This is a genomic window from Pseudomonas sp. GW456-L13 (genome assembly GCF_017350115.1).
Taxonomy (GTDB): domain Bacteria; phylum Pseudomonadota; class Gammaproteobacteria; order Pseudomonadales; family Pseudomonadaceae; genus Aquipseudomonas; species Aquipseudomonas jessenii.
Map to the genome: position 1 here is coordinate 2,518,572 of NZ_JACNAS010000002.1, position 14,903 is coordinate 2,533,474.

Below are 14,903 nucleotides of genomic sequence, written 5' to 3' on the forward strand. Positions count from 1 at the left end.
GGGCATCGTCATGGCCAAGCCTGGATTTCGCCTCGCGTTGTTTGCCACCTTGCTGGCACTGATTGTGGTGTTGCTCGGCGCCTACACGCGCCTGACCCACGCCGGCCTCGGCTGCCCGGACTGGCCCGGCTGCTATGGCTTCATCAGCGTGCCGAAAAGCGAAGCCCAACTGGCCCATGCCGAATTGCATTTCCCGGACGCTCCGGTCGAGGCCCATAAGGGCTGGAACGAGATGATCCACCGCTACTCCGCCGGCACGCTGGGGCTGTTGATCGCGGTGTTGGCGGGTCGTGCGTGGGTGCATCGCCGCCATCCCGGACAGCCGGTGAAGCTGCCGTTGTTCCTGTTGGCGGTGGTTGTTGGCCAGGCCGCGTTCGGCATGTGGACGGTAACGCTCAAGCTCTGGCCGCAGGTGGTCACCGGGCATTTGCTGGGCGGCTTCGCGACCTTGAGCCTGTTGTTTCTGCTGACCTTGCGCCTGTCCGGCGTACTGCCGGCGCTGACGGTGCCACGACGTTTGCAGCACTGGGCGACGGCAGGGCTGTTGCTGGTGATCGGGCAAATCGCCCTCGGGGGCTGGGTCAGTTCCAATTACGCCGCCGTGGCCTGCATCGACTTTCCGACCTGTCACGGCCAGTGGTTGCCAGCGGCGGACTTCGCCAATGGCTTTCACCTGACCCAGCACATCGGCCCGAACTACCTCGGCGGGCAACTGGACAGCGATGCCCGTACGGCCATTCACCTGACTCATCGCATCGGCGCGTTACTGGTCACCCTGGTATTGCTCGGTCTGGCCTGGCAACTGAAGGCGGTTGGCATGACGCGCCTGGCAGGCCTGGTGCTGATCGCCCTCGGCGCACAAATCACCCTGGGCATCAGCAACGTGCTGTTCCATCTGCCGCTGCCGGTGGCCGTCGCGCATAACGCGGGCGGCGCGGCGCTGTTGCTGACCATGGTGCTGGTCAATTACCACGCCCGAACCAGTCTGGTCCGGGTCAAGCAAGCGCGCTGGCACTTCAGCCCACGTAAACACTCAGCCGGGCCCATAACAATAAAAGGAGAAATGCCATGGCGATTCTGATCGGCGAACGTCCCAGTCAGGCGATCTGGCGTGACTACCTGGAACTGACCAAGCCCAAAGTCGTGGTGCTGATGCTCATCACTTCGCTGGTGGGGATGTTCCTCGCGACCCGCGCCGGGGTGCCGTGGACGGTGCTGATTTTCGGCAACCTGGGCATCGCTTTGTGTGCCGGTGGCGCGGCGGCGGTCAATCATGTGGTGGACCGGCGCATCGACGCGGTGATGGCGCGCACCCACAAACGGCCGCTCGCCGAAGGCCGGGTTTCGCCGACCGCCGCGCTGACGTTCGCGCTGGTATTGGCGGTCCTCGGGCAAGCCATGCTGCTGGCGTTCACCAACCCGCTGACCGCGTGGCTGACCCTCGCCTCGTTGCTCGGCTACGCGGTGGTCTACACCGGATTCCTCAAGCGCGCGACCCCGCAGAACATCGTCATCGGTGGTCTGGCCGGTGCCGCGCCGCCATTGCTTGGCTGGACCGCCGCCACCGGTCACGTCAGCGCCGAACCGCTGCTGCTGGTGCTGATCATCTTCGCCTGGACCCCGCCGCACTTCTGGGCGCTGGCGATCCATCGCAAGGAGGAATACGCCAAGGCCGACATCCCGATGTTGCCGGTCACCCATGGCGAGCACTACACCAAGATTCACATCCTGCTTTATACCTTCGCATTGCTTGCCGTCAGCCTGATGCCTTATGTGATCCACATGAGCGGCACGCTCTACCTGGTCTGTGCGCTCGGGCTGGGCGCGCGGTTTCTGCAATGGGCCGTGGTGCTGTACCGTGGCACTCGGCCGCACGCGGCGATCAACACGTTCAAGTACTCTATCTACTACTTGTTCCTGCTGTTTATCGCCCTGCTCGTAGACCACTACCTATTGTTGAACCTATGACTCGAACCCAGAAAACCGTCTTCATACTTGTCGCCCTGGTCGCACTGATCCTGGGCCTGACCGTCAACAAGGTGCTGTCCGGGAAAAACCAGGGCGATCCGACGGCACTGATCGACGCCGGCATCATCTTGCTGCCGCAGAGCCGTAATCTGCCGGACGTGATGATGACCAATCAGGACGGCCAGCCGGTCGCGATCAATGAATTGAAAGGCAAGTGGAGCCTGCTGTTCTTCGGCTACACCTTCTGCCCGGACATCTGCCCGACCACCCTCGCCCAGTTGCGGCAGATCAAGAGCGAATTGCCACCCGAGGCTGTGGATAAATTGCAGATTGTGCTGGTCAGCGTCGACCCGAACCGCGATACGCCCAAGCAGCTCAAGCAGTACCTGGGCTACTTCGACCCGCAGTTCATCGGCCTGACCCCGGCGTCGACCGATGAACTGCAAACGATCGCCAACGCGGTGAGCATTCCGTTCATTCCGGCGGACACGAGCAAGCCGAACTACACCGTTGATCACAGCGGCAACCTCGCGGTGATCGGGCCGGATGGGACACAGCGTGGGTTCATTCGGGCGCCGTTGAACAATGCGAAGCTGGTGGCGCAGTTGCCGGTGATGCTCAAGCGCAACTGAAAACACCACCAAACCCTGTGGGAGCGAGCTTGCTCGCGATGGCGGTGTATCAGTCAGCTTGGATGTTGAATGTTATGGCCCCATCGCGAGCAAGCTCGCTCCCACTGGGGCCGTATTTCCAGGCACAAAAAAGGGGATGCACTTGGCATCCCCTTTTGCATTGCAGCAGTTCGATCAGAACGCCGGCACCACCGCGCCTTTGTACTTCTCGAGGATGAAGGCTTTCACTTCCGGGCTGTGCAGCGCGGTAACCAGCTTCTTCATCGCATCGGTGTCCTTGTCGTCTGGACGGGCAACGAGGATGTTCACGTAAGGCGAGTCACTGCCTTCGATGAACAGCGCGTCCTTGGCCGGATCAAGCTTGGCTTCCAGCGCGTAGTTGGTGTTGATCAGCGCCAGGTCGACCTGAGTCAGCACGCGCGGGATGGTCGCGGCTTCCAGTTCGCGGATTTTCAGATCCTTGGTGTTCTCGGTGATGTCCTTGACGGTCGACAGGATGTTGTTCGAATCCTTCAACTTGATCAGGCCGGCCTTGGCCATCAGCAACAGCGCACGGCCGCCGTTGGTAGCGTCGTTCGGGATGACCACGTTGGCGCCGCCAGGCAGTTCAGCGAGGGTCTTGTACTTGCTGGAGTAAGCGCCCAGGGGCTCCAGATGCACGCCAGCCACAGAAACCAGATGGGTGCCCTTGGCCTTGTTGAACTCATCCAGGTACGGCTGGTGCTGGAAGAAGTTGGCGTCCAGGCGTTTTTCCGCGACCTGCACGTTCGGCTGGATGTAGTCGGTAAATACCTTGACCTTCAGGTCCACGCCTTCTTTGGCCAGGGCCGGCTTCACGAATTCGAGGATCTCGGCGTGCGGAACCGGAGTGGCCGCGACGGTCAGGGTTTCAGCGTGGGCAGAGAATGCCGCAACGGCCGCGAAGGCCACGAGTAGTTTTTTCATTCAGCTAACTCCATGTGAGGCGCCCGTTTGGCGCCTGCCAGCGAATGGCCGGCTCATGTCTTACTTACGGGAAAAGTGGACGACCAATTTGTCGCCAACGGTTTGCAGTACCTGGACCAGTACCAGCAGCAACACCACTGTCACCACCATCACATCGGTCTGGAAACGCTGGTAACCGAAACGGATCGCCAAGTCACCCAGACCACCAGCGCCAACGACACCGGCCATTGCCGTGTAGGACACCAGTGTAATGGCGGTCACCGTAATCGCCGCGAAGATGCCCGGACGAGCCTCAGGCAGCAAGGCATTGGTGATGATCTGTCGTGTAGTCGCGCCCATGGCCTGGGTCGCTTCGATGATGCCGCGATCCACTTCACGCAGGGCGGTTTCCACCAGGCGCGCGAAAAACGGCGTGGCACCCACTACCAGCGGCGGAATTGCACCGGCGACACCAAGGGAGGTACCGGTGATCAACACGGTGAACGGAATCATCACGATCAGCAGGATGATGAACGGCAGCGAGCGCAGGATGTTCACCACCAGCGACAACATCGCGTAGATGCCTTTGGCTTCCAGCAACTGGCGCGGGCTGCACAGGAACAGCAGCACACCCAGCGGCAGGCCAAGCAGTACGGTGAACAACAGCGAACCACCCAGCATCAGCAAGGTGTCACCGGTGGCCAGCCAGATTTCGAACCAGTCGATATTGGCGAAGAAACTTGTCAGGGCTTCCATTAGCGCAGCACCTCCATGTGGACGTCGGCTGCGGTGAAGCGGGCGAAGGCTGCTTCCATGTCACCGCCGGTCACGGCCAGGGTCAGTTGCCCGTAGGGGATGTCTTTGATGCGGTCGATGCGACCGGCCAGGATGCTGTAGTCCACACCGGTTTCCCGGGCGACGGTGCCCAGCAACGGCGCGTAGGTCGCGTCGCCCTGGAAGGTCAGACGCACGATGCGGCCTGGCACGTGAGCGAAGTCGTCACGCTGTTCGCTTTCGTCGATCTGCTCGTCTTCCTGCACGAAGCGCTTGGTGGTCGGGTGCTTCGGATGCAGGAACACTTCGGCCACCGAGCCTTGCTCGACGATCACGCCGGCGTCCATCACGGCCACCTGGTCGCAGACCCGGCGGATCACGTCCATCTCGTGGGTGATCAACACGATGGTCAGTTTCAGCTCGCGATTGATCTCGGCCAGCAATTGCAGGACCGATGCGGTGGTTTGCGGGTCGAGGGCGCTGGTGGCTTCGTCGCACAGCAGGATTTTTGGCTTGGTCGCCAGTGCACGGGCAATGCCGACACGCTGCTTCTGCCCGCCGGACAATTGCGCCGGGTACTTTTTCGCGTGGTCGGACAAGCCGACCCGCGCCAGCAACTCGGCCACGCGCGAATCGATCTCGCTGCGCGACAATTCGCCGGCCAGGGTCAGAGGCAGCGCGACGTTGTCGGCGACAGTCTTGGAGGCCAGCAGGTTGAAGTGCTGGAAAATCATCCCGACCTGCTGACGGAAGCGGCGCAGGCCGTTGGCGTCGAGTGCAGTGACTTCTTCACCGTCGACGGTGATTTTGCCGCCACTGGCGTTTTCCAGGCGATTGATCAGACGCAGCAGGGTACTTTTTCCTGCGCCGGAATGACCGATCAAGCCGTAAACCTGCCCGTTCTCAATCGTCAGACTGGTCGGATGCAGGGCGGGGATTTCCTTACCGGCGACGCGGTAGGTTTTATGGACGTTTTGAAACTCGATCACGTAGCGAACCTTGTGGGGCGCGTTAGAAAAGGATCAGCGGTTAGCCGGGCGCGCATTTTAGCCTGTCCGTATAGAGGTTCTTAGCATTTATTTCGTATTTGTCCTGTCATTTGGCAATAACGCGATCAAAGGTCAGAAAAAAGGAACGGCTGAAGAAACTCACCCAAGGCCGAAGGCAACTTCGACATGGTGGGCAGCATCGGGTTTGGGACAGGGAGGCGAAGGCCAAGGCGATTCCGGCCTGAAGATCTGCGAAGCCAGGGAGACCGCCATCGCGAGCAAGCTCGCTCCTACAGTAGAGATGTGTTGGTCACAAAATGTGTGGGCAACCCGAAACCCTGTGGGAGCGAGCGTACTCGCGATGCTTTTAAGATTTACGAGGTGTTAGAACCATCTGCGCCGGGACACTGCGCAAAATCTGCCGCTCCAGCTTCAGATCAAACTCAGGATCGAGTTTCTTCACCCGTTTGGTCAGCAAGTTGGCCAGCCAAGGGTAATCATTAGTGCGTGGAGCCTGAATGCTCACGTCGCACTGAAAATTCACCACATCGGCGGCAATGGCATCCAGTTGGCGACGCAGTTTGCCCATATCGTTGATATTGAGCACGACCGTGGTGCTTTCAGCCGTCAGGTCGATAACCTTGGCTTTTGGCTTGGCTTCGGCAGCCTTGAGGGCGGCTTCGGCTCTTTCCAGTTCGGCCTTGCGCGCCTGGGCAATCGAGCCGTTGACTCCGCCGGTCAGTGCCGGAGCCTTGGGCATCAACGCGCGGGCACGGCTCAGGGCAGTTGCTGCGGCATCCACGTCACCCTTTTGCAGCACGATCTGGCTGCGGCGCAGATAGGCTTCGGCCAGCTGCCGCTGGTATTGCTCAAGGGAAGCATCGTTGGGCGATTCGGCCTGCAAGGCTGCCAATTGGTCTTCGGCGATGGCCAGTTCATCGCTGGCGATGTTTTGTTCCAGTTGTACGATGGCCGCGGCCCGCGCATCGGCGGCCTCGGTGGCCGCCGGTGGCGTGCTTTGGCAGGCGCCCAGCAGCAAAGAAAATGCGACAAGGAGCAGATAACGGGAGGCGAACGACTTCATTCCTGCGACTCTCTATTTGCGCAAAAAACGAGCAAGTCTACACCCCTCGACGGGGCAGAACAAAACTCAGCAGAAATAGCGCGGCGGCCGTCACCACAATCGACGGGCCAGCCGGGGTGTCCTTGAACCAGGACAGCGCCAGCCCGCCACATACGGCGAGTATGCCCAGCAGGCTCGCGCCCAGTGCCATCTGTTCCGGCGAGCGAGCATGACGTTGTGCCGCAGCCGCCGGGATGATCAGCAACGAAGTGATCAGCAACACGCCGACGATTTTCATCGCCACGGCAATTACCACGGCGATCAACAGCATTAACGCCAGGCGCAATCCCGCCACGGGCAAACCTTCGACCCTGGCCAGTTCTTCATGCACCGTGATCGCCAGCAATGGGCGCCACAACGTAACCAGCAAGACCAGTACCGCCGCGCTGCCGCCAAGAATCCAGGCCAGATCGGTCGGGCTGATCGCCAGCAGGTCACCGAACAGATAGGCCATCAGGTCGATCCGCACTTCGTGCATGAAGCTTAGTACCACCAGGCCCAGAGAGAGCGTGCTGGGTGCGAGAATTCCCAAAAGTGTGTCGGATGCCAGCGGCTGGCGTTGTTGCAACGTCACCAGCATCACCGCCAACAGCAAGCAGCCAACAGTGACGGCAACGGTCGGGCTGACATCCAGCAAAAAGCCCAGGGCCACGCCGAGCAATGCCGCGTGGGACAGGGTGTCGCCGAAATAGGCCATGCGCCGCCAGACCACGAAAGACCCCAGCGGGCCTGCGACGACGGCCAAGGCCAGGCCTGCAAGCAGGGCGTAGAGCAGAAAATCAGCCATGCTTGCAGCTATCTCCGTGAACATGGGGTTGGCCCGACGCGGGCGCCTTGACCACCGAGCCATGCAAGTCGTGGGCGTGGTCGTGATGGTGGTGATAAATCGCCAGGCTTTGTGCGTTCTTTCCGAACAGCTCGACGAAAGCCGGATCGCCGCTGACCTGCTCGGGATGGCCGGAACAGCATACGTGACGATTGAGGCAAACCACCTGGTCCGTGGTGCTCATCACCAGATGCAAATCGTGGGAGACCATCAGCACACCGCAACCATGACGGTCACGCAGGCGGGTGATCAGGCTGTACAGCTCGGCCTGGCCGGCCACGTCGACGCCCTGTACCGGCTCGTCGAGTACCAGCAGTTCCGGTTCGCGCAACAAGGCACGGGCCAGTAACACACGTTGCATTTCGCCACCGGAAACGCTTTGCACCGGGCTGTCGATCACCTGTTCGGCGCCGACTTCCTTGAGTGCAGCCAAGGCCATCGCACGGTCCACCCCCGGTACCAGGCGCAGGAAACGCAGGACCGACAGCGGGAGGGTCGGATCGACATGGAGTTTTTGCGGCATGTAACCGACCCGCAGTTTCGGCTTGCGCCAGACGCTGCCGCTGTCCGGTTTCAACAGGCCGAGCACGGCACGCACCAGGGTGGTTTTGCCTGCGCCGTTGGGGCCGATCAGGGTAACGATCTGCCCCGGCTCGACGCTCAGTTCGATGTTGTCCAGCACCGGTTGCCCGGCGAACGTGACGGCAACCTGCTCAAGACGGATCAGCGCGTTGCTCATCAAGCCCCCTGGCAACCGGAGCAGAGACCGACCACTTCAACGGTCTGGCCTTCGACGACAAACCCGACATCCCTGGCGCTGGCGATGATCGCGTCGCTGATGGATTTTTGCTCAAGTTCGATCGCGGCGTGGCACACACGGCAAATCAGGAACTGACCCTGGTGAGCATGTTCCGGGTGGTTGCAGCCGATGAAGGCGTTGAGCGAGGAAATCCGATGGACCAGGCCGTTTTCCAGCAGGAAATCCAGCGCGCGGTACACCGTCGGCGGTGCGGCGCGACGACCGTCCTGTTCGCTGAGGACCGCGAGAATGTCGTAGGCACCCAAAGGCTTGTGGCTTTGCCACACCAGCTCCAGCACTCGCCGGCGCAACGCGGTCAGGCGCAGACCTTGACGTGCGCACAGGGCATCGGCCTCGGACAAAGCGCTGTGAACGCAATGTGAGTGGTCGTGGGGACGGCTGGCGATCGGTGTTTTTAGCATGAGCGGCGACGAGGTTTGTGAGAGACGTTATTATGTTACCCGTTCTCGCCTCTTCGAGTGGTCATCGTGTCCCGACTTTTTTCTGTTTTTGTCGCATTTATCGCAAGTTTTCTGCTGATCGGTTCGGCGCAGGCCGAGGTCAAGGTCCTTACCAGCATCAAGCCTCTGCAACTGATCGCCGCGGCGGTGCAGGATGGCGTGGCGATCCCCGAGGTTTTGCTGCCACCGGGTGCCTCACCGCATAACTATGCGTTGCGCCCTTCCGACGTACGCAAGGTGCAATCGGTGGACCTGCTGTACTGGATCGGCCCGGACATGGAGGGCTTCCTGCCACGTGTGCTCAATGGTCGTACGTTGCCCAACGTCGCCGTGCAGGATTTGCCGGGCATGAAACTGCGTCACTTTGCCGAAGATAACCACTCCCACGCTGAAGAAGCCGACGAACACGACCACGATCACCGTCCGGGCAGCCTGGATGCGCACTTGTGGCTGTCGCCGGTCAACGCCCGGGTCATCGCCACGAAAATGGCGGCTGACCTGAGTGCCGCAGATCCTGCAAATGCCGCGCGCTATCAGAGCAATCTGAAAGCCTTCGACGAGCGTCTCGATGCACTGGATGCGCGCCTGAAGAAGCGCCTGGCCGATGTTCAGGGCAAGCCCTACTTCGTTTTCCACGAAGCCTTCGACTACTTCGAAGACGCCTACGGCCTCAAGCACGTGGGTGTGTTCAGCGTCGCGGCCGAAGTGCAACCCGGTGCCCAGCATGTCGCGGCGATGCGCGCGCGATTGCAGGAAGTCGGCAAGACCTGCGTGTTCAGCGAACCGCCGCTGCGGCCCCGTCTGGCGGAAACACTGGTGGCGGGTTTGCCGGTGAAACTGGCTGAACTGGATGCGCTGGGCGGGTACACGCCGGCGACGGCCCAGGGCTATGAGCAGGTGTTGGAGAAATTGGGGAATGATCTGGCGGGGTGCCTGGAGTCGTTGTAACCGACACCAGACCCTGTGGGAGCGAGCTTGCTCGCGAAGGCGGCATTACATCAACATCAATGTTGACTGACCTGCCGCTATCGCGAGCAAGCTCGCTCCCACAGGTCAAAGCCTTTAAAGGGCGAAAGGCAGCGGCGTATTGACCGTCTGCCGCTGCGCCAGGCGCAACTGGAACTCCATCGGATCGTGAATCAACACATCCTGTCCGGCAAACGACTCCGCCGCGATCAGGCGTGACAACCAGAACCGTACGCAAGCCACCCGCAGCATGGTTGGCCACAACTCGGCTTCAGCGGCGGTGAACGGTCGCAAGGCCGCGTAAGCGCCCAGCAAGGCCCGCGCTCGCGGTCCATCGATTACGCCATTGTCGTCCGAGCACCAGTCGTTCAAGGCAATCGCCACGTCGTAGAGCATCGGCCCGGAGCAGGCGTTGTAGAAGTCGATCAGCCCGGTCAGGTGAGTGCCTTCGAACATCGCGTTGTCGCGGAACAGGTCGGCGTGAATGTTCGCCCGCGGCAGTGCCAGGATTTTTTCCTTCTGCCGGGTGATTTCTTCCAGCGCCCGTTGCAGCAGGTCTTTCTGTTCGGCGCCGAGGTGCGACAGAAACTGCGTGCCCTCTTCCAGCATCCAGTCCAGGCCGCGATCGGTTTTGCGCTTGATCATGTTGGCCTGGGTCGCCAGGTGCAGATGGCCGAGCAACTCACCCACCTGCGCGCAATGTTGCGCGTTGGCTTGCTTGATGTGCTTGCCGGCCAGGCGCGGTTGCAGCAAGGCAGGTTTGCCCGCCAGTTCGCGCAAGGCCACGCCGTCTGTGGTGCGCAAGGCGTAAGGCACCGGCAGGTCAGCGCCGTGCAGTACGTCGAGCAGTTCGATGAAGAATGGCATCTCCTGAACCGGACCGCGCTCGACCAGGGTCAGGACAAATTCGCCCTGCTCCAGGCTGATAAAGAAATTGGTATTTTCGCTACCGGCGGCAATCCCCTGGAAATCAAGCAGGCGGCCGAGGCCATAAGGGGCGAGAAAAGCTTCCAGCTCGGGCCGAGCCAGGGGGGTGAACACAGACATGTTTAAGCTGCCAGTACGGGCGCCGCTGTTGAGCCGGCGCCGATTAAAGTTAAGGACGACTTACCACTTAAAAATTTCCCACGCCGGAATCAGCATATCCGGGTAGTCGGAACGGACGAAGTTTCCCTCCGAGCCATCCGCGCGCACCAGGAAATACGGTTTGCCAACCTTTGGGGTGACCTTGATGGCGTACAAAAAGCCGTTTTGCCGGTATTCCTGAATGAGTTTATCCCCTTCCGTGCGAATGGTGACATCCGGGTCCGCCGATGGCGCATCGTCCGCCGCCATCACGGCCGATGGTGCGATTGCAAACAAGCCAGCCAGCAACAGGCGATTTAGTGTGCGCATGATAACCTTGTCCCTTTGTCGTCAACGGTCCCGCTATTCTAGCGCCGGACCCGCCGAAAAGGTTGATCCTGCTCATGAGCCAAGCCCCCCTCGTCCTGGTGGACGGTTCTTCTTACCTGTACCGCGCCTTTCACGCGCTGCCACCGCTGACCACGTCCAAAGGCCTGCCGACCGGCGCGGTCAAGGGCGTGCTGAACATGCTCAAGAGCCTGCGCAAGCAATATCCGGACAGTCCGTTCGCCGTGGTGTTCGACGCCAAGGGTGGGACTTTTCGCGATGAGATGTTCGCCGAATACAAGGCCAACCGTCCGAGCATGCCCGACGATATGCGTGTGCAGATCGAGCCGCTGCACCAAAGCGTGATCGCCCTGGGCTTCCCGCTGCTGTGCGTCGAAGGCGTCGAGGCCGATGACGTGATCGGCACCCTGGCCCGCAGCAGCGCGGCGGCGGATCGTCCGGTGATCATCTCCACCGGTGACAAGGACATGGCGCAACTGGTCGACGGTCACATTACCTTGGTCAACACCATGACCGGTAGCAGCATGGACGTGGAGGGCGTGAAGGAGAAATTCGGCGTCGCTCCGGAGCAGATCATCGATTATCTGGCGCTCATGGGCGATTCTTCCGACAACATTCCGGGTGTTCCAGGCATCGGTCCGAAGACGGCTTCCGGTCTGCTGGTCGGTGTGAACGGCGGTCTGACCGAGCTCTATGCGCAACTCGATATCGTGCCGACCCTGCCGATTCGCGGCGCCAAGACCCTGCCGGCCAAGCTCGAAGAGCACAAGGAAATGGCCTTCCTGTCCTATCAGCTGGCGACCATCAAGGTTGACGTGCCACTGGACGTTGGCCTCGACGACCTGAAAATGGGCGCGGAAGATCCTGCGAAACTCTACGAGTTGTACTCCCTGCTGGAGTTCAAGAGCTGGCTGAACGACCTTGATCGCGACGCCAAACGCCTGGAACTGAGCGCTGCCGCCGAGCCAGCACCGGCCGCCGATCTGTTCAGCGAACCAGAGGCCGAAGCACCGGCCGTCGCTGCTGAAGCCGCCTATGAAACCATCCTCGATCAAGCGCGGTTCGATGCCTGGCTGGAAAAACTGAACAACGCCAAACTGTTTGCCTTCGACACCGAAACCACCGGCATCGATGCGCAGCAGGCGCAACTGGTGGGCCTGTCGTTCGCGGTTCAGGCTAACGAAGCGGCCTACATCCCGTTGACCCATTCCTACATCGGTGTGCCGCAGCAGCTGGATCGTGACACGGTCCTGCGCGCGCTCAAGCCGATTCTGGAAGATCCGGACAAGCTCAAGGTCGGCCAACACGCCAAGTTCGACATGAACATCCTGGCCAACTGCGCCATCGGCGGCGATCAGGACAACGGCATTACCGTGCGTGGCATCGCCTTCGACACCATGCTTGAGTCCTACGTGCTCAACTCCACGGCCACCCGCCATGACATGGACAGCCTGGCGCAGAAGTATCTGGACCACACCACGGTAAGTTTCCAGGACATCGCCGGCAAAGGCGTGAAACAGCTGACGTTCGACCAGATCGCCCTGGAGCAGGCTGGGCCTTACGCCGCCGAAGATGCAGATATCACCTTGCGTCTGCACCATGCCCTGTTCGAAAAACTCTCGGCTATTCCGAGCCTGGCCAGCGTACTGACCGACATCGAAATCCCGTTGGTGCCGGTATTGGCGCGTATCGAGCGCCAGGGCGCATTGGTCGACGCCGCCTTGCTGGGCGTGCAAAGCATCGAACTGGGCGACAAGATGGTGGCGCTGGAGCGTGAAGCCTTCGAGATTGCCGGCGAGGAATTCAACCTCGGTTCGCCCAAGCAACTTGGCGTGATCCTTTACGAGAAGCTCGGCCTGCCGGTACTGAAGAAAACCGCCAAGGGCCAGCCATCAACCGCCGAAGAAGTGCTGGCCAAACTGGCAGAAGACGACTATCGATTGCCGAAAGTGCTCATGGAATATCGCTCCATGAGCAAGCTGAAAAGCACCTACACCGATCGCCTGCCGGAGCAGATCAACCCGCGTACCGGGCGGATCCATACCTCGTATCACCAGGCGGTGGCGTCCACCGGGCGGCTGTCCTCCAGCGATCCGAACCTGCAGAACATCCCGGTGCGCACCGCCGAAGGGCGGCGCATCCGCCAGGCCTTCGTGGCCCCGGTCGGTTACAAGCTGCTGGCTGCGGACTATTCGCAGATCGAACTGCGGATCATGGCGCACCTGTCCCGGGATGAAGGGCTGATGAACGCCTTCCGCCACAATCTGGACGTACACACCGCGACCGCCGCCGAAGTGTTCAAGGTCGAACTGGCCGAAGTGACCTCAAACCAGCGCCGCAGCGCCAAGGCGATCAACTTCGGCCTGATCTACGGCATGGGCGCGCAGAAGCTCGGCAAGGACATCGGCGTGGACACCAAGACCGCCAAGGCCTACATCGATACCTACTTCGCCCGGTACCCCGGCGTTCGCCAGTACATGGACCGCACGCGTGCCCAGGCCGCCGAGCAAGGTTATGTCGAGACGTTCTTCGGCCGTCGCCTGTACCTGCCGGACATCAACTCCAACAAGCCGCAAGAGCGCGCCGCTGCCGAGCGCACGGCAATCAACGCACCGATGCAAGGCACCGCTGCGGACATCATCAAGAAAGCCATGGTCGCGGTGGATAACTGGCTGACCGCGTCGGGCCTCGACGCCAAAGTCATCTTGCAGGTGCACGATGAACTGGTGCTTGAGGTGCGTGAAGATCTGGTCGACCAGGTTCGCGATGAAATTCGCGTACACATGAGCGAGGCGGCGAAGCTGGATGTGCCGTTGCTGGTCGAAGTGGGTGTTGGAAATAACTGGGATGAGGCTCACTGAGCCTTCTTGTAGGAGCGAGCTTGCTCGCGATGGAATTTCAGTCGAAATCGATGTGTCTGACACTCCATCGCGAGCAAGCTCGCGCCTGCAGAAAATTGTCGAGTTCTGCTGCGGCATAGTGCCGCGGCAGAAGGGCGCAAAAAAACAGCTTGGTCCGGAGGGCTATCAGAGTAATTTCAAAGCTATCTGAAAAAAATCTGAACTAATCTTGCGCACCACCACTCAGAGTTACTGAATGGCTGGTGAAGCCCTTCGATGCTCCTATGTTGTGTTAAGTGTTGGCAGATATCTGGACCCCGCCCTAGCGGTCTAGAGCTTCAACCCCGGAACTTCTCCCTCCCCATATGAAGCCCGGGGTTTTTTTTGCCCCGAGAAAAACTGTCTGTGATGCGCTCAGGCTGCGTTAAAAGCGCGGCTCGAAATGCTCATTTAGGCCCCTAAACTCCGCTTTCGAGCCGCGCTTTTGCCTTGCCTGAGCGCACCACAAACAGTTTTTGATATTTATTGAATCTCTGCTTCGGCACCCTTGTCCGCCAACTCCATCCAGCCAGCCAGTACGGTGTAGGCATCTTCCAGGCCCATGCGTTTGGGGGCCGAAAACAGCTGGATTGTCACCAGATCGCCCCAACCCTTGCGGATTTCCGCCTGAACCTTGAGCAGGGTGTTCTTGGCCGCGCCATAGGTCAGCTTGTCCGCTTTGGTCAGCAGAATGTGCATCGGCATCCCGGCAGCCACGGCCCAGTCGAGCATTAGCAGGTCGAAATCGGTCATCGGATGGCGGATGTCCATCATCAGGATCAGACCCTTCAAACTCTCGCGACCACCCAGATATGCCTCCAGGTGACGCTGCCAGTGTTGCTTGAGCGGGATCGGTACTTTTGCATAACCGTAGCCCGGCAGGTCGACCAGACGGCGTTCATCGTCTAGCTTGAAGAAGTTCAACAGCTGCGTGCGTCCCGGGGTTTTCGAGGTGCGCGCCAGGCTGGCGTGGGTCAGGGTGTTCAAGGCACTCGACTTGCCGGCGTTGGAACGCCCGGCGAAGGCGACTTCGAAGCCCTCGTCATCCGGACATTGATCGACTTTGGCGGCGCTGAGCATGAAGGTGGACTGTTGGCACAGACCGAGGATGGGATTCTTGAGTTGCATGGGATTTCCGATGTGGGCGGC

Annotated in this window: 15 protein-coding genes; 5 read left to right on the forward strand and 10 right to left on the reverse strand. The window is 60.6% G+C overall.

Annotation, left to right across the window (positions count from 1 at the left end):
• Nucleotides 1–10 precede the first annotated feature (10 nt).
• From J4D25_RS25710 to J4D25_RS25720, 3 genes are read left to right on the forward strand one after another with little or no spacing between them, the layout of a single operon-like run.
• Nucleotides 11–1,081: a heme A synthase gene (locus tag J4D25_RS25710; RefSeq protein WP_057712606.1), complete on the forward strand. Its 1,071-nt coding sequence runs from the start codon at nucleotides 11–13 to the stop codon at nucleotides 1,079–1,081.
• Nucleotides 1,069–1,968: a heme o synthase gene (gene cyoE / locus J4D25_RS25715; RefSeq protein ID WP_008045805.1), complete on the forward strand. Its 900-nt coding sequence runs from the start codon at nucleotides 1,069–1,071 to the stop codon at nucleotides 1,966–1,968. The genes J4D25_RS25710 and cyoE overlap by 13 nt, the downstream gene beginning before the upstream one ends.
• On the forward strand, nucleotides 1,965–2,600 hold the full coding sequence (locus J4D25_RS25720; RefSeq protein ID WP_057712605.1) for an SCO family protein: 636 nt from the start codon (nucleotides 1,965–1,967) through the stop codon (nucleotides 2,598–2,600). The genes cyoE and J4D25_RS25720 overlap by 4 nt, the downstream gene beginning before the upstream one ends.
• Before the next feature lie 174 nt (nucleotides 2,601–2,774).
• On the opposite strand, the gene J4D25_RS25725 is transcribed toward J4D25_RS25720, so the two are convergent.
• The 7 genes from J4D25_RS25725 to zur all read right to left on the reverse strand — a co-directional run bounded on the left by J4D25_RS25725 (nucleotide 2,775) and on the right by zur (nucleotide 8,457).
• Entirely contained in the window at nucleotides 2,775–3,545 is a 771-nt protein-coding gene (locus J4D25_RS25725; RefSeq protein WP_057712604.1) for a MetQ/NlpA family ABC transporter substrate-binding protein, read from the reverse strand.
• Between the two features lie 60 nt (nucleotides 3,546–3,605).
• Nucleotides 3,606–4,280, reverse strand: coding sequence for a methionine ABC transporter permease (locus tag J4D25_RS25730; RefSeq protein WP_057712603.1), 675 nt, complete (start codon nucleotides 4,278–4,280; stop codon nucleotides 3,606–3,608).
• A complete protein-coding gene (locus J4D25_RS25735) occupies nucleotides 4,280–5,287 on the reverse strand; it encodes a methionine ABC transporter ATP-binding protein (protein WP_057712602.1) in 1,008 nt (335 codons plus the stop codon). The genes J4D25_RS25730 and J4D25_RS25735 overlap by 1 nt, the downstream gene beginning before the upstream one ends.
• A gap of 367 nt (nucleotides 5,288–5,654) precedes the next feature.
• Nucleotides 5,655–6,371 (reverse strand): PA5502 family lipoprotein, encoded by a 717-nt coding sequence (locus J4D25_RS25740; RefSeq protein ID WP_057712601.1) that lies wholly within the window; start codon nucleotides 6,369–6,371, stop codon nucleotides 5,655–5,657.
• Nucleotides 6,372–6,408: 37 nt separating this feature from the next.
• Nucleotides 6,409–7,197 (reverse strand): zinc ABC transporter permease subunit ZnuB, encoded by a 789-nt coding sequence (gene znuB, locus J4D25_RS25745; RefSeq protein WP_057712600.1) that lies wholly within the window; start codon nucleotides 7,195–7,197, stop codon nucleotides 6,409–6,411.
• Nucleotides 7,190–7,975: a zinc ABC transporter ATP-binding protein ZnuC gene (gene znuC / locus J4D25_RS25750; RefSeq protein ID WP_007989407.1), complete on the reverse strand. Its 786-nt coding sequence runs from the start codon at nucleotides 7,973–7,975 to the stop codon at nucleotides 7,190–7,192. The genes znuB and znuC overlap by 8 nt, the downstream gene beginning before the upstream one ends.
• The gene (gene zur / locus J4D25_RS25755; RefSeq protein ID WP_008045818.1) at nucleotides 7,975–8,457 is read right to left on the reverse strand and encodes a zinc uptake transcriptional repressor Zur; all 483 of its coding nucleotides are present in this window, start codon (nucleotides 8,455–8,457) and stop codon (nucleotides 7,975–7,977) included. The genes znuC and zur overlap by 1 nt, the downstream gene beginning before the upstream one ends.
• A gap of 66 nt (nucleotides 8,458–8,523) precedes the next feature.
• Here zur and znuA point away from each other — a divergent pair, with 66 nt between their 5' ends.
• Nucleotides 8,524–9,444: a zinc ABC transporter substrate-binding protein ZnuA gene (znuA, locus tag J4D25_RS25760; protein WP_057712599.1), complete on the forward strand. Its 921-nt coding sequence runs from the start codon at nucleotides 8,524–8,526 to the stop codon at nucleotides 9,442–9,444.
• 114 nt (nucleotides 9,445–9,558) lie between these two features.
• On the opposite strand, the gene J4D25_RS25765 is transcribed toward znuA, so the two are convergent.
• Complete coding sequence (locus J4D25_RS25765; RefSeq protein ID WP_057712598.1) at nucleotides 9,559–10,509, reverse strand: homoserine kinase; 951 nt, start codon at nucleotides 10,507–10,509, stop codon at nucleotides 9,559–9,561.
• A 60-nt stretch (nucleotides 10,510–10,569) separates the two neighbouring features.
• Complete coding sequence (locus J4D25_RS25770; protein ID WP_057712597.1) at nucleotides 10,570–10,857, reverse strand: DUF2782 domain-containing protein; 288 nt, start codon at nucleotides 10,855–10,857, stop codon at nucleotides 10,570–10,572.
• Nucleotides 10,858–10,931: 74 nt separating this feature from the next.
• Between J4D25_RS25770 and polA the strand changes: the two genes are divergently transcribed.
• Nucleotides 10,932–13,736 carry a DNA polymerase I gene (polA, locus tag J4D25_RS25775; protein ID WP_057712596.1) on the forward strand — a complete coding sequence of 935 codons (2,805 nt, stop codon included), beginning with the start codon at nucleotides 10,932–10,934 and terminating at the stop codon, nucleotides 13,734–13,736.
• A gap of 501 nt (nucleotides 13,737–14,237) precedes the next feature.
• On the opposite strand, the gene yihA is transcribed toward polA, so the two are convergent.
• A complete protein-coding gene (gene yihA, locus J4D25_RS25780; protein WP_057712595.1) occupies nucleotides 14,238–14,882 on the reverse strand; it encodes a ribosome biogenesis GTP-binding protein YihA/YsxC in 645 nt (214 codons plus the stop codon).
• Nucleotides 14,883–14,903 lie beyond the last annotated feature (21 nt).

Coding starts and splice junctions, on each gene's coding strand:
- J4D25_RS25720 (WP_057712605.1), top strand. CDS start 1,965: ATGACTCGAACCCAGAAAACCGTCTTCATACTTGTCGCCCTGGTCGCA.
- znuB (WP_057712600.1), bottom strand. CDS start 7,197: ATGGCTGATTTTCTGCTCTACGCCCTGCTTGCAGGCCTGGCCTTGGCC.
- J4D25_RS25770 (WP_057712597.1), bottom strand. CDS start 10,857: ATGCGCACACTAAATCGCCTGTTGCTGGCTGGCTTGTTTGCAATCGCA.
- J4D25_RS25725 (WP_057712604.1), bottom strand. CDS start 3,545: ATGAAAAAACTACTCGTGGCCTTCGCGGCCGTTGCGGCATTCTCTGCC.
- J4D25_RS25740 (WP_057712601.1), bottom strand. CDS start 6,371: ATGAAGTCGTTCGCCTCCCGTTATCTGCTCCTTGTCGCATTTTCTTTG.
- polA (WP_057712596.1), top strand. CDS start 10,932: ATGAGCCAAGCCCCCCTCGTCCTGGTGGACGGTTCTTCTTACCTGTAC.
- J4D25_RS25710 (WP_057712606.1), top strand. CDS start 11: ATGGCCAAGCCTGGATTTCGCCTCGCGTTGTTTGCCACCTTGCTGGCA.
- yihA (WP_057712595.1), bottom strand. CDS start 14,882: ATGCAACTCAAGAATCCCATCCTCGGTCTGTGCCAACAGTCCACCTTC.
- zur (WP_008045818.1), bottom strand. CDS start 8,457: ATGCTAAAAACACCGATCGCCAGCCGTCCCCACGACCACTCACATTGC.
- J4D25_RS25730 (WP_057712603.1), bottom strand. CDS start 4,280: ATGGAAGCCCTGACAAGTTTCTTCGCCAATATCGACTGGTTCGAAATC.
- znuC (WP_007989407.1), bottom strand. CDS start 7,975: ATGAGCAACGCGCTGATCCGTCTTGAGCAGGTTGCCGTCACGTTCGCC.
- J4D25_RS25765 (WP_057712598.1), bottom strand. CDS start 10,509: ATGTCTGTGTTCACCCCCCTGGCTCGGCCCGAGCTGGAAGCTTTTCTC.
- cyoE (WP_008045805.1), top strand. CDS start 1,069: ATGGCGATTCTGATCGGCGAACGTCCCAGTCAGGCGATCTGGCGTGAC.